General features: G+C 48.0%; 12 protein-coding genes. 6 read left to right on the top strand and 6 right to left on the bottom strand.

All coding sequences use genetic code 11. The features are described 5' to 3' along the window. Nucleotides 1-38: 38 nt before the first annotated feature. Both AB6805_RS07400 and AB6805_RS07395 read right to left on the bottom strand, forming a co-directional pair. Nucleotides 39-1,094 carry a DUF2891 domain-containing protein gene (locus AB6805_RS07400; protein ID WP_370908799.1) on the bottom strand — a complete coding sequence of 352 codons (1,056 nt, stop codon included), beginning with the start codon at nucleotides 1,092-1,094 and terminating at the stop codon, nucleotides 39-41. 63 nt (nucleotides 1,095-1,157) lie between these two features. Further along, complete coding sequence (locus tag AB6805_RS07395) at nucleotides 1,158-2,393, bottom strand: NAD(P)/FAD-dependent oxidoreductase (protein ID WP_370908798.1); 1,236 nt, start codon at nucleotides 2,391-2,393, stop codon at nucleotides 1,158-1,160. 112 nt (nucleotides 2,394-2,505) lie between these two features. On the opposite strand from AB6805_RS07395, the gene AB6805_RS07390 reads away from it, so the two are divergent. From AB6805_RS07390 to AB6805_RS07375, 4 genes are all read left to right on the top strand, one after another. Then, nucleotides 2,506-2,808 (top strand): YbaB/EbfC family nucleoid-associated protein, encoded by a 303-nt coding sequence (locus tag AB6805_RS07390; protein ID WP_370908797.1) that lies wholly within the window; start codon nucleotides 2,506-2,508, stop codon nucleotides 2,806-2,808. A gap of 161 nt (nucleotides 2,809-2,969) precedes the next feature. Then, a complete protein-coding gene (locus AB6805_RS07385) occupies nucleotides 2,970-4,208 on the top strand; it encodes a PepSY-associated TM helix domain-containing protein (protein WP_370908796.1) in 1,239 nt (412 codons plus the stop codon). Between the two features lie 182 nt (nucleotides 4,209-4,390). Beyond that, entirely contained in the window at nucleotides 4,391-4,756 is a 366-nt protein-coding gene (locus tag AB6805_RS07380; RefSeq protein WP_370908795.1) for a hypothetical protein, read from the top strand. Beyond that, the gene (locus AB6805_RS07375; RefSeq protein WP_370908794.1) at nucleotides 4,743-5,288 is read left to right on the top strand and encodes an N-acetyltransferase; all 546 of its coding nucleotides are present in this window, start codon (nucleotides 4,743-4,745) and stop codon (nucleotides 5,286-5,288) included. Before AB6805_RS07380 ends, AB6805_RS07375 begins: the two co-directional genes overlap by 14 nt. A gap of 83 nt (nucleotides 5,289-5,371) precedes the next feature. On the opposite strand, the gene AB6805_RS07370 is transcribed toward AB6805_RS07375, so the two are convergent. The 3 genes from AB6805_RS07370 to AB6805_RS07360 all read right to left on the bottom strand — a co-directional run bounded on the left by AB6805_RS07370 (nucleotide 5,372) and on the right by AB6805_RS07360 (nucleotide 7,924). Then, nucleotides 5,372-6,079, bottom strand: a complete 708-nt coding sequence (locus tag AB6805_RS07370) for a hypothetical protein (protein WP_370908793.1) — start codon at nucleotides 6,077-6,079, stop codon at nucleotides 5,372-5,374. Between the two features lie 62 nt (nucleotides 6,080-6,141). Further along, nucleotides 6,142-7,167 (bottom strand): GTPase ObgE, encoded by a 1,026-nt coding sequence (obgE, locus tag AB6805_RS07365; protein WP_370908792.1) that lies wholly within the window; start codon nucleotides 7,165-7,167, stop codon nucleotides 6,142-6,144. Nucleotides 7,168-7,333: 166 nt separating this feature from the next. Beyond that, nucleotides 7,334-7,924: an adenylate kinase gene (locus AB6805_RS07360; protein WP_370908791.1), complete on the bottom strand. Its 591-nt coding sequence runs from the start codon at nucleotides 7,922-7,924 to the stop codon at nucleotides 7,334-7,336. A 281-nt stretch (nucleotides 7,925-8,205) separates the two neighbouring features. Here AB6805_RS07360 and AB6805_RS07355 point away from each other — a divergent pair, with 281 nt between their 5' ends. Continuing rightward, nucleotides 8,206-11,190: a glycoside hydrolase family 3 N-terminal domain-containing protein gene (locus tag AB6805_RS07355; protein ID WP_370908790.1), complete on the top strand. Its 2,985-nt coding sequence runs from the start codon at nucleotides 8,206-8,208 to the stop codon at nucleotides 11,188-11,190. 81 nt (nucleotides 11,191-11,271) lie between these two features. Here AB6805_RS07355 and AB6805_RS07350 read toward each other — a convergent pair whose 3' ends face one another. After that, entirely contained in the window at nucleotides 11,272-11,727 is a 456-nt protein-coding gene (locus AB6805_RS07350) for a hypothetical protein (RefSeq protein ID WP_370908789.1), read from the bottom strand. 186 nt (nucleotides 11,728-11,913) lie between these two features. Between AB6805_RS07350 and AB6805_RS07345 the strand changes: the two genes are divergently transcribed. After that, the gene (locus AB6805_RS07345; RefSeq protein WP_370908788.1) at nucleotides 11,914-12,966 is read left to right on the top strand and encodes a COX15/CtaA family protein; all 1,053 of its coding nucleotides are present in this window, start codon (nucleotides 11,914-11,916) and stop codon (nucleotides 12,964-12,966) included. Nucleotides 12,967-12,976 lie beyond the last annotated feature (10 nt).

The raw sequence follows: 12,976 nt of genomic DNA, 5'->3' as shown, positions 1-12,976 counted from the left end.
GGCCGGGTATAGGGGAATAAAAATTTTTGTTGATGAATTTACGGTTGTTTTCCGATAGTTAACATATAAACTGCAAAAGATGCGAGCCAGTGTTCGCCGGCGTAGCTGCCGCTGAATACTTGTTTCAGTCCTGCTTCCATGTGTGCATGGGCCAGTTGCTGAATGGCCTGCTGGTTTTTGCCCCCGTGTTCCGCGATGGCTTCCAGGCACCAGGTGCGGCTCAGGTTTAATCCATCGAGGTGAACGAGTTTCCCGTCTGTTCTGTCTTTTACCTGTGCCACCTGCAGGATACTTATCTTGTTTTCAAAAAGACCAGGTAAAAATGCGTATAGCCATTTGCGGTAGTCTGCCTGCGGCATCACCCTGCGCATCAGGTCGGCCTCTTCGAGAGAGGGGGAGAGGAAGTCGTAGCCACCGGGTTCCCATTGTATGGGGGCGTTTTTATCGGCGGCGTAGAAGCGCATAGCTGCATTGTGTATGGCTTTTTGCAGGGGTTCGTCTTTCGCGGTAACGGCATAGTCCCAGGCCAGGCATAATCCGAAGGCGAGGTTGGTATGTTCTCCTACGCGGATCGGGTACATGATTTTATCGAGGAACTGGATATAGGCGGTGGAGAACTGGGAGGCCAGTGGCTGCAGGTGCTGGCTCATGGTTTTTCCCAATGGGTCGTTCCAGGTGAGCAGTTCGTTTTGCAGTTGCAGGAGCCAGCTCCAGCCATAGATGCGTTCAAAGCTTTTATTTTCTGCGCTGCTGAACAGTTGCTGTTCAATTTTTATATTTTCTGAAGATAGATGCGCTGCCAGTTTACTTCTGATGACGGGGGCTTTGGCCAGGTCGGGGTAGGACTTGAGCAGGCGCACCAGCATCCAGTGTCCGTGTACGCTGCTATGCCAGTCGAAGCAGCCATAGAAAGCGGGGTGATAATTTTTGGGCGCTGTCAGCAGTGAGCTGTCGGTGAATACGATCCCTGTTTTGTAAGGGAATTCCAGGTCCAGGCATTTCAGGGGCAGTTCCACCAGTTTATTGGCGATGTCCTTTGTTAGCAGGGTGGCTGCTGGCGTATGTTCCGGATTGGAAGGTACCTGTGCGCTCATGTTGAATGAGAAAAGGAGGATGACGGATAATTGGCCTAAAAATTTCACGACGGAGTGGTGCTTTTATCTGTTAAATAACAATTTTACGTAGAACATGGGCTGGCCCAGTTTCTTTCGAAGGTCTACCTCATGGAACATGCAGGACATCAGGTCTTTCAGCTGTTTATTGCGGGAGCCCATTTTCATCAGCATATTAAACAGCCATGGGTATTTGATGAGTTTCTGCAATTTGGTGCTCACCTGGAATTCCGGTCCGAGGATGCGGTATACCGCTTCGTCGTATGCGTTGAAGAAGGTATCGGAATAGTCGTTGGCGGCGATGGCTGCAGCGGCTTGCTGGGCGGCTATCCTGCCGGAGTACAGGGCGTTGCCGATGCCTTCCCCGGTGAACGGGTCGATCAGGAATCCTGCGTCGCCCACCAGCATGTAACGTTCGCCATGCAGTTTTCTTTTTTTGCTGCCGAGGGGCAGGCCGTATCCGTCGATGCTGCCGGTGAGTTCCGCGTTTTTGAAGCGTTCCTTCATTACCGGGTCGGTAGCGATGGTATCCAGCATTAGCTGTTTCAGGTTTACTTTCTTGTTGCGGGCGGAGTTGCTGAGCATTCCCACGCCTACGTTGGCTTCGCCATTAGGGAGGGGGAATATCCAGATGTAGCCCGGGAGCATATTTTTCAGGAAGTGCAGTTCAATGAAGTTGTCTTTATGCAGCCCGGTGATGCCTTTATAATAGGCGCGGATACCGGCTACATAATGTTTGGGTTCCATTTTAATACCTGCCACATCGCGGGTGAAGCCGGAGTGGGCGCCGTTGGCTACTATTACCACGTCGGCTTTTACTTTGAAGGAGCCGTCTTTACTGGAGAGGTGGTAACCGTCTGGTTTGAGCTCATATTTATCGATGCTTTTGCCTTCGAATAATTGGATTTCCGGGCGGCGTTTTATTTCATCAACGAGGAAGTTATCGAAGTCGATACGTTTGCAAACGAAACCCCTTGGGTTGCTCTTATCTTCCTGGTATCCGAGGCGGTAGGGAATATCCATCCCGATGCGGTTGGGTGCTACGAAGGTAACGCCCCAGCTGTCTGCTTTAAACATTGCTTCCTGGAGGCGTTGTCCGATGCCTTTGTCGATACGTTCCAGGAGGGTGAGCACTTTTCCGCTTAGTCCGTCTCCACATACTTTATCCCGTGGAAAAACGGCTTTATCTACTACGATACATTCAATGCCAAGCTGGGCGAGTTGCAGTGCTGCGGTGGCTCCACCGGGCCCTGCGCCTATGATACAAACTTTTGTTTCCATTATTAATGATACGATTACGTGCTGGTAAGATACGGAATAGTGCGGATTTAGCAGAGGGGATTGCCACCGTTAAAAATCTGCTATATTTGCTCTTCTTAAAAACACAAGAAACATGTTTGGTGATTTATTTGGAAAGCTGACGCAGATCAAGCAGAAAATGCAGGAAGGCAAAGAGCGTCTGGCTACCGTAACTTTATCCGGCGAGGCCGGCGATGGCGCTGTAAAAGTAACCGTGGATGGTAACCGCCAGGTGAAAAGTATTGATATTGCGGAGCGTCTTTTCGCACCGGAGCATAAGGAGGAAATGGAAGACCTGTTGCTGGCTGCTTTGAACCGTGCACTGAAAGATGCAGAGAATTCCTGGGAAGCAGAAATGAAAAACGCTGCCGGCGGAATGCTGGGAGGGTTGATGTAATATATTTTCAATACAGGGAATTGCCGTATGTGTATAACACATATGGCAATTTTATTTTATAGAAATACTGAAGAAATTCTGTATTGCGTAAATAATATTCCGGTTCCGATACCATAATACCCCGCACGTGGATTTTCTTTGCAGGTACGATCGACTCTGACATGAAAGTATTCTTCCGGCGCATTCACTTATACCTGGGCCTTACTGCCGGCCTGGTGATCACTATCAGCTGTTTAACAGGTGCCTTATTGGTATTTGAGAAGGAGCTGACGGAAGCGTTTAACCGCGACCGTTATTTTGTGGAGCCGGGAGGAGCACGTTTACCGCTGGACGAGGTAGCGGCGTTGGTAAAACAGGCCGTTCCGGGTGCAGGTATTGCAAGGATACAGGTGTTTGCGGACCCCACGCGGACGTTGCAGGTGCAGCTGGAGGAAAGTAAAAAGGGCGGACCAAAAGAGGCCGGGGAGCGGACAGGTAAGGTAGGAAAGAAAGAAGGGGCCGCTAAGGCCGGTGAAAAAGAAGGCGCCGGCCCCAAGAAAGAAAAAGGACGTACTGCGTTTGTAAATCCCTATACCGGCAACGTCATTGAACTATACAGCTATCAGCAAACATTTTACTACCAGGTATTTTCCCTGCACCGCTGGCTGCTGGCGGGCGCTGTAGGTAAACTGATTACCGGTATCAGCACTCTTATATTTTTGTTTATCCTGGTTACGGGCATCATTCTCTGGTGGCCAAAAACGCGCAATATTTTCAAGCAGCGGATCAAAATCAAGTGGGATGGTAACTGGAAAAGGGTGAACAATGATTTACACATTGTGCTGGGTTTTTACACTTCCATCTTCCTTTTTGTATCCGTTTTCACGGGCTTAACCTGGTCGTTTGAATGGTTTAACAAGGCATTGTATGCTTCACTGGGAACCTCGCCCAAGCCTTCGGCAGCACCGTTGTCGGCCCCGGCAGTGGAGGCGAATGGTAAAAGTATATCTTATGAAACTGCATTGGCAGTAGCCAAACATGCCGTTCCCGATGCGCTGTTTTATTCGTTTACTGCGCCGAAAGACAGCTCCGCGGCCTTTATGGTAAGCCTGCTTCCGGCGGATGCGCTGCACGAAGCTGCCACTACCACTTACTACCTGGATCAGTTTAATGGAACAATATTGTCGTCGCAAACATTTGCGCAAAGGAACCTCGGGCAGCAGATCCGGGGAACAATAAAACCGTTGCACACCGGCGCCATCTTTGGCACGCCTTCTAAAATATTTGCTTTAATCCTCGCACTCCTGGGCGCTATCTTCCCTACCACCGGCACCCTTATGTGGCTGAACAGAACCCGCAAGAAGAAAAAGAAAGCAGTGGCTCCGGCCGTATCCAAAACGGTTCCTGCGCAGGTAGCATAAAAAGGATCATCCTTTCGGTTTTCCATTTTTGAAAACACCCTTCAGAAACGGAAGGTTTTTTACGCCGTTTTTATCTCCCGCTTTTAACGTTTCCTTTGCAAGCCCTTGCTCCCGCTAAGTTTTAACATTCCTACACAGAATATGGAATAGCATTTGGCATATACCTGCAAAATGATGTTACCATGATTAATCAGTTTGAAGTGCCAGCTTGCATAGAGGACACGATACCTGCACTAAAAGAAGAACTGCACCAGTTTCCTGCCGTACATCATATTAACGAAACCATGGGCTGCTTTACGAAGTATACCGATAAGCAGCTGAGGGCGCAGAATTTTTCGGCAGCAGGCAAGTGTTTGCAGCTGGCCGGCCGGTTATACGAACGGGGTAATACGGTTGTGAAAGAAGCGATTACCCGTATTTTTTTACCGGTACTTTGCCGGGTTCCCCTGGCAGATGCCGTGAGCCGGATCCGGATGTATTCACTGATACCGGATTCAATTTATCCACTTTACATACAATATCAACTTACTGGTAATGGAAACAGATGAGGAAATTGTCGTTCGGTTAGCTACGGCTATGGACGTTGATTTTGCGCTGCCTATTGTGGCAGAAATGGAAGCCTCTGCGAAGGCAAGAGGTACCGGGATTGCGAAAAGAAATCCCCTTACGATAAAGGAAAAGATCCTGGAAGGGAAGGCCGTTATTGCTTTTACGGCGAAGGGCATATGGGCCGGGTTTTCCTATATACAATCCTGGGAAGAGAACAGGTTTGTATCCAACAGCGGTTTAATTGTAGCGCCGGCATTCCGTGGATTGAAAGTGGCGCAGGCCATCAAGCAGAAAATATTTGAGTTAAGCCGGCTGCTTTATCCAGCGTCAAAAATATTCAGTATCACTACGGGGTTACCTGTCATGAAACTAAATACCCGGTTGGGTTTCGAGCCGGTTACCTATCATGAAATTACGCAGGACCCTCTTTTTTGGGAGGGCTGTAAAAGTTGTGTAAACTATCCTATCCTGGCAAGCAAAAATTACAGGAATTGTTTGTGCACTGCCATGTTGTTTCAGCCTTTTCAATAGTTGGAGTAAGAGTACCCTTATGGTGAAATTACAGCCAATGAATAACCGGCGATGCTTTTGCATTGCTGGTTAATTCATGTGTATTATCCATTAAAGTTTACATCAATGATGAGTAGTTTATTGATCCTGTTGGTTGTTTGTTTGTAGCAACCATCCAGCCGTATATAGTACCGGCTGATTTCAATTTGCAGCGGTGGTTCCGGGAAGTTATTCATTTGGGCAACGCGTGAATATGCGGCAGGGGAATAATGCTGTTTTACATGTTGCTGTAAAGCGTGGAGGGTAGCTGGTGGGAACCGGCGTTTTTCGGCAGCGGTATATGTTCTGCAGATGAAGAAGTTGCTGGCTTCGGGGAACAGTGTTTCCCAGGGAGAGCGGTAATGTTTCCACAGGAGCAGTGGTTCCTGCTCAATAACGGCGCTGGTTTCGTAGCACTGTGATACTTTTATCCTGTTTGATTCGCCGGTGGTAACGGCCAGCATCTGGCCCTCGATGGTACGGAGGTGTGCCAGCCGAAAGTAGAGGGTATCCGGATGCAGTTCAAAGTCGTTGAGTTGTGTATCCGGTATGATCCAGTCGAGGGAGAAATAGCAGTCACCGAAACGGATATACGTAGTAGAGTCGCGGCACACTACGTATACTTCGTTGGAGGCAACTTTCGCTGTTGGTGCAGGCATGGCTATCAGCTGCATGGTATCGATCTGCACCGGTTTTTCCTTTACGGATGTTACGGTTCGATGGCAGGCAGGCAGCAACAGCAATGCGATTGCGGGGAGAAAAAATATCTTCATGGCATACGGGATACTGTACGAACATTGACGTCAGGCATAGTCCCCTTTTACGGAAGGAACAGTTATTCTGCGTCTACAGCGTCGGTAGTATCTACTTTCCTGTTAAGGGCTTCCCACAAGATATCTTTTAATTCACTGAGGCCCTGGTTTGTAACAGAGGAAATAAATACATGTGGAACATCTTCCGGCAGCTCCGCTGATATAGCGGTTTTCAGCTCATCATCCAGCATATCGCTTTTACTGATGGCCAGCAGAAACTGTTTATCCAGTAATTCGGGATTATATTGTTCCAGTTCATTTACCAATACTTCAAAATCTTTGCGGTGGTCTGCACTATCAGCTGGAATAAGGAATAATAATACGGCGTTTCTTTCAATATGTCGTAAAAAACGGTGGCCTAATCCTTTTCCTTCATGGGCGCCTTCGATGATACCGGGGAGGTCGGCGATACAAAACGACTTATTGTCGCGGTATTCCACCATTCCGAGTTGTGGGGTTAACGTAGTAAAGGCGTAGTCGGCCACTTTAGGTTTAGCTGCGGTGATAGTAGACAGGAGGGTGGATTTGCCGGCATTGGGGAAACCTACCAGTCCAACATCTGCCAAAACTTTTAGTTCCACTACTTTCCAGCCTTCCCTGCCGGGCATACCGGGTTGAGCATATTCTGGTGTTTGGTTGGTGGCAGATTTAAAGTAGGCGTTACCTTTACCGCCTTGTCCGCCGGGAATCCAGATCACTTCCTGTCCGTCGTGAAGGATTTCGGCTTCTACCTGGCCGGTTTCTTCGTCTTTAGCCTGGGTACCCAGTGGAACTTCGATGATAATATCTTTACCGAAACGGCCGGTACAGTTGTCGCCGCTACCGTTTTCGCCGTCTTCTGCGAGCAGGTTTTTATGCCAGCGGAGGTGCAGGAGGGTCCACAGCTGTGAATTGCCTCTTAAAATAACATGTCCGCCTCTGCCGCCATCGCCGCCATCAGGGCCGGCCTGCGCATTAAACTTGGTACGCATAAAGTGCATACTGCCTGCGCCACCTTTCCCGGATTTACAAAATACACGGATATAATCTACAAAGTTTGCTTTTTCCACTAGTTCTCAATTTTTAATACTCTGGGGTCCATTACCACAGAAAAACAAAACGCAAAGATCGTGAAGTTTGAGCTAATTAGCACCATCATGTGCCAGGAGCTCTTTACTTACAATCTTTGCGTTGTATAATAAGATGCTAAAAGTCTTAATCACAGCGGGATTCCGCTTACTGCACTTTTTCTCCTACCAGTTCATCCAGTTCTTTGGAGAGCAGTTCGAATACTTCTTCTTCTGTACCATCGCCTTTCACTTTTTTGAATTTGCCGAATTTGGCATAGTGATCAGCCACCGGAGCCGTTTTATTATGGTATTCCACGATACGCGCTTTCACTACATCTTCAGAGGCATCGTCGCTGCGGCCGGAGGTTAAGCCACGGTTCAGCAGGCGTTTAATGAGCGCATCTTCCGGTACTTCCAGTGAGAGAACGGTGGAGATAGACGTTTTTTTCAATGCGAGCAGTTTATCCAGGGCCTCTGCCTGCGCAGTGGTACGGGGAAAGCCGTCGAAAATGAAACCACGTGTATCTGGATTAGCGTCCAGCTTAGAGCTGATCATGCCAATCACCACTTCATCCGGTACCAGCTGGCCCTGATCCATAAACTTTTTGGCTTCCAGTCCCAGGGGTGTTTTATCACCGATCTCGCTGCGAAGCAAATCGCCCGTGGAAAGATGAATAAGTCCGTATTTCTGGATAATGTTAGCACTTTGTGTACCCTTGCCGCTACCGGGAGGGCCAAATAAAATGAGATTGACCATGTTTTATTAAAATCTACTTTACTCGCAAGGTTGCAAATATAAGAAACAGATGAATGTATTGGTAATTAAAATTACGATTGATTAAACTAAATGTAAATATTCTGACAAAATAGTGAACACATTTCAATTTTTTACCAGAATCCATAAAATATCTTCAACAGGGTATTCTAATTTAATGAAATAGTTTGGATCTGACAAAATCATATGATTATTATTAGTAATTCTTTGATATTCAGGGCTGTCGGGCTGGATTTCCGCATGAATATTTGTAAGTTTATGATATGAGGAAACAATTATTGGTTGCAGGACTTACAGGCCTAATGATGACAGGCAGCGCCATTTCTGCGCCCCTGGTATTTAAGGAAAAGAAGAGGCATAAAAAAGTGACTACACAAAAGGTGGCGCCACAGCAGGACAAAGCCTCACAATGGGCAGACAGTGTGTTTCAATCGCTCACCCCCGAAGAACGTATCGCCCAGCTGATCATGATCCGCGCGCATTCCAATCTTGGGCAGGACCATATTAACGCCGTCGTTAAAGATATACAGGATAACAAAGTAGGAGGCGTCATTTTTTTCCAGGGCGGCCCGGTGCGGCAGGCCAATCTCACCAACTACTACCAGTCTATTTCAAAAGTACCCTTGCTGGTAGCCATTGATGGCGAATGGGGGCTTGGCATGCGCCTCGACAGTGTTATTTCATTACCCCGGAACATGATGATAGGCGCCATGCAGGATACCACCCTGGCGTATGATGCCGGAAAGCTCATGGGAAAACAATGCCGTCGCCTGGGTATTCATATTGATTTTGCGCCCGACATGGATGTGAATAATAATCCTTCCAATCCGGTGATCAACGACCGTTCCTTTGGAGAAAATAAATACCAGGTAGCCCGCATGGGAGTAGCTACCATCAGGGGGATGCAGGATGCCGGCATTATGGCCTGCGCCAAACACTTTCCCGGCCATGGCGATACCAATGTAGATTCACACCTGGACCTGCCCACCATCAATAAAACCAGGGCACAGCTGGATTCCCTGGAGTTGTATCCTTTCCGCGAAGCTATTGCCGCCGGCGTGCAATCTGTGATGATTGGCCATCTTTATATTCCTTCTATCGATAAAAAACCAAATACACCTACCTCTATTTCTTATAATGCCGTTACTAAACTGCTGAAGAATGAAATGGGTTTTAAAGGACTGATCGTTACCGATGCACTTGAAATGAAAGGCATCGCAAAATTTTATACCAACGGACAGGAGTCCTTACAGTCGCTGCTCGCCGGCAACGACCTGATGATTCTTCCATCTACCGCAGAAGGCAGCGTGGAGGCCATTAAGAAGGCTATCAAAGCCGGTAAAATCAGCCAGGAAGAAGTAGACGGACGGGTGAAAAAAGTATTGCGCGCCAAATACGAGCTCGGACTATGGCAGCCGCAGCACATCGATACTGATCATCTGGCAGAAGATATCAACGCCAAAACAGATACTTTACGTAAACGTATTGCGGAGAAAGCCATTACCCTGGTACGCAACGATAAGAAACTGGTGCCTTTTTCACCGGCCATGACCCAGCAAAAGCTGGCGGTAATTGCCGTAGGAGCCGATGCCAGCAACACTTTCGTGGAATCGGTGAAGAAATACAAACCCGGTACGGATGCGTTTATTTTCACCTCGCGGCAGTCCGTACAACAGATCGCACCGATCGTATCCCGCATACAGCGCGACTATAAGGCGGTTATCATCAGTTTGCATGACTACAGCCGCCGGCCCGCCGGAAACTTCGGGTTGTCGATGGCAGAGCGGCTGATTATCCGCCAGCTCCAATCGGAAATGCCTTCGGTGACGGTTGTTTTTGGCAACCCCTATGCGATCCAGTATTTCTGCGACGCGCCTCACCTGGTGGCCGCGTATGAAGATGATAGCACCACCCAGAGAGCCGCTGCAGACCTGCTTTTCGGGCAACTGGGCCCATCCGGAAAACTGCCGGTAACCGTATGCCCGGATTTGCCTTCCGGCACCGGCATCACTTATGAAGTGAACAAGTTTAATTTGTTGCCTACCGCTACTGCGCTGGAAGCCGGCATCAATGAACAGGCACTGCTGCAGATCGATGGTTTGGCCAACGATATGATTGCGCGCGGTGCAGCGCCGGGAGCGCAGGTATTAGCCCTGAAGGACGGGAAGATTATTTATAACCGCTGCTTCGGTCATTACGAATACAACAAACAGGAACCGGTGTCGCCCACTTCTATTTATGACCTGGCATCGGTGACCAAAGTATGCGCTACCACCTTATCGGTGATGCGGTTATATGATGAAGGGAAACTGAACCTGGATGCCACGCTGGGCGTATACCTGCCGCAGGTGCTGGGTACAGATAAAGCAGGGTTGCGCATCCGCGATATTCTTTTGCACCAGGCTGGACTGGTAGCTTTTATACCGTTTTATAAGGAAACCCTTTATAACAATGCACAGCCCGATACGGTGTTTTATCACGCCAGTCCGGACGCTACCCACGGCATCCGCGTGGCGGATGAGATGTACATGGAAAACAGCTATGTAGATACCATGTGGCAGCGGATACTGGATAGTAAGTTGTCGCCGCCGCAGGGGTATGTTTACAGCGACTGCGATTTTATTTTCCTGGGAAAAATTGTGGAGCAGTTAACGGGTAAGAAGCTGAACGAATATGTGAGTGAAACTTTTTACGTTCCGATGGGATTGGCGACCACGGGCTTTTTGCCGAGAACGCGTTTTCCTTTGACACAGATTGTTCCTACGGAGCGGGAGTATTCTTTCCGCATGCAGTTATTGCGGGGAGATGTGCATGACCCGGGAGCTGCTATGTTTGGCGGGGTGGCCGGTCATGCCGGATTATTTTCCGATGCGCATGATGTGGCGGTAATCATGCAGATGTTGCTGAACAAAGGATCTTTCAATGGTGTGCAGTATATTAAGCCGGAAACGGTGCAGTTGTTTACGGCATATAACAGCCATATCAGTCGCCGTGGTCTGGGGTTCGATAAGCCGGAAAAAGACAATGCTACCCGGCGGGAACCTTACCCAGCCAGGAGTGCTTCTGCGGCTACTTTCGGGCATACCGGCTATACGGGAACATGTGTGTGGGCGGATCCAACATCGGGGCTGGTATTTATTTTCCTGAGCAACAGGGTGTATCCTAACGGCGGCGTTAACACGAAAATAACGGCGCTGCATACCCGGGAAAGAATGTTTGAGGCCGTGTATGAATCTGTACGTAAATAAGAGATTGTAAATAATAAAAGAAGAGGTGGTACCGTTTTACGGATACCACCTCTTTTCATTTTTCAATTATGCGATGTGGGACTACTCTGATACGGAAACGCTCCTGTTGATCATGGTCTGCGTTTTTATGGCAATAGCTTTTTCTGCCAGTTTGTTTTTTCCGCTTCTGATTTCGAAGATGTAGTCTCCATCCTCAAGAGAACCGAGGTTGTAACGTGCTTCGAAGCGCAGGGTAGCGGGCAGTGTTTCGCGGTGCAGCGTGTTATTGAAATTGTCTTTTATGTAGAGCGTCAGCTTTTCGTTGGAAGGATTATCCACAGAAAGCTGGAATAACAGCTGATCCTTTTGCAATTGCGTGATATGTACGTTGAAAGCCTCAATGGGAGTTTCCCGTACAGGTTTTTCCTTTGCCAGTCGTGCTGCATTATAAGCAAATGTTTTTGACTGTGCCGCAGCATGTAAAATTGGAAACAGGATAGTAACAAATACCAACAAAGCTACTTTGGGTGCTAAAACAACAAAACGTAAATGTTTCATGACATTATTTTTTTAATGTGTTCGTCTTTTTTTTAATTAGGGCGGTATTAGCTAATACAATGGTGCCGTTTAAATTTTCAATGCAAAGCTCCGACCTGCGGATTAACAGAACATTACGCCTTTGTTAAAATAATGTGAGTATTTAACCGGCTTGTTAGGCATTCATTCCCTATTTTTGCACCGTTTATGGAAGCAGTTACAATAAAAAATAACCGCCCCGTGGCCATCTGGTTATATATAGGCGTGGGCATGTTGATAGTTCAGGTATTGCTGGGAGGGATCACCCGTTTAACCGGCTCGGGCCTGTCCATTACCGAATGGCAGCCGCTATTGGGCGCTTTTCCGCCCATGAATGAAGCGGCCTGGCAGAAAGCATTTGACGGCTATAAACAAATAGCGCAGTATAAGTATATTAATAGCCACTTTACCTTATCGGATTTTAAATTTATTTTCTTCTGGGAGTGGTTGCATCGAGATTGGGCAAGGCTGATGGGGTTTGTGTTTATTATTCCGTTTATCTACTTTGTTATTCAGAAGAAGATTAACAAGAGCATGATAAACCCGATGATCATCCTGTTTGTGTTAGGTGGTTTGCAGGGCTTGATAGGATGGATCATGGTGAAGAGCGGCCTGAATGAGGAAAATTTGTATGTTAACCATATCCGTTTGGCCATTCACTTTATATCTGCGCTGGTGTTGCTGGCATATGTGTTCTGGTTTGCGCTGAAGCTGAGTGTGCATCCAATAGAAATATTAAAAGTTCCGGCTTTATACAAACTGAATATCTGGTTGCTGGTATTACTGGTAGTGCAGCTGGTGTACGGCGCCTTCATGGCCGGATTGCATACGGCATTGGTGGCAAACACCTGGCCGGACATCAATGGCTCCTGGGTACCCGCCGGTATGTTTTCACAAGGCGGATTCGCTACAGATATTGCGCATAACCCGATTACCATCCAATTCATTCACCGCGGACTGGCGTACCTGATTACTATTCTCATCGCCATCTGGTGGTGGAAAGCTGCACAAACACCGGCTAACAGCCTGTTACACACCATCCGTTACCTGCCATTGCTGTTGGTATTGCTGCAGGTGCTGCTGGGCGTGCTGACCCTGTTAAACAGCCAGGTGAAGATTCCCATCAGTTATGGAATTTTGCACCAGGGTGTGGGGATGTTGCTGATGCTGTCGCTGATCTGGACCCTGTTCCTCAGCCGGGGCGTGAGAAGCGGGAATTGATTTTCTGCCC

Source organism: Chitinophaga sp. RCC_12 (genome assembly GCF_041360695.1).
GTDB lineage: Bacteria > Bacteroidota > Bacteroidia > Chitinophagales > Chitinophagaceae > Chitinophaga.
This window is presented reverse-complemented; position numbering and strand designations above follow the sequence as displayed.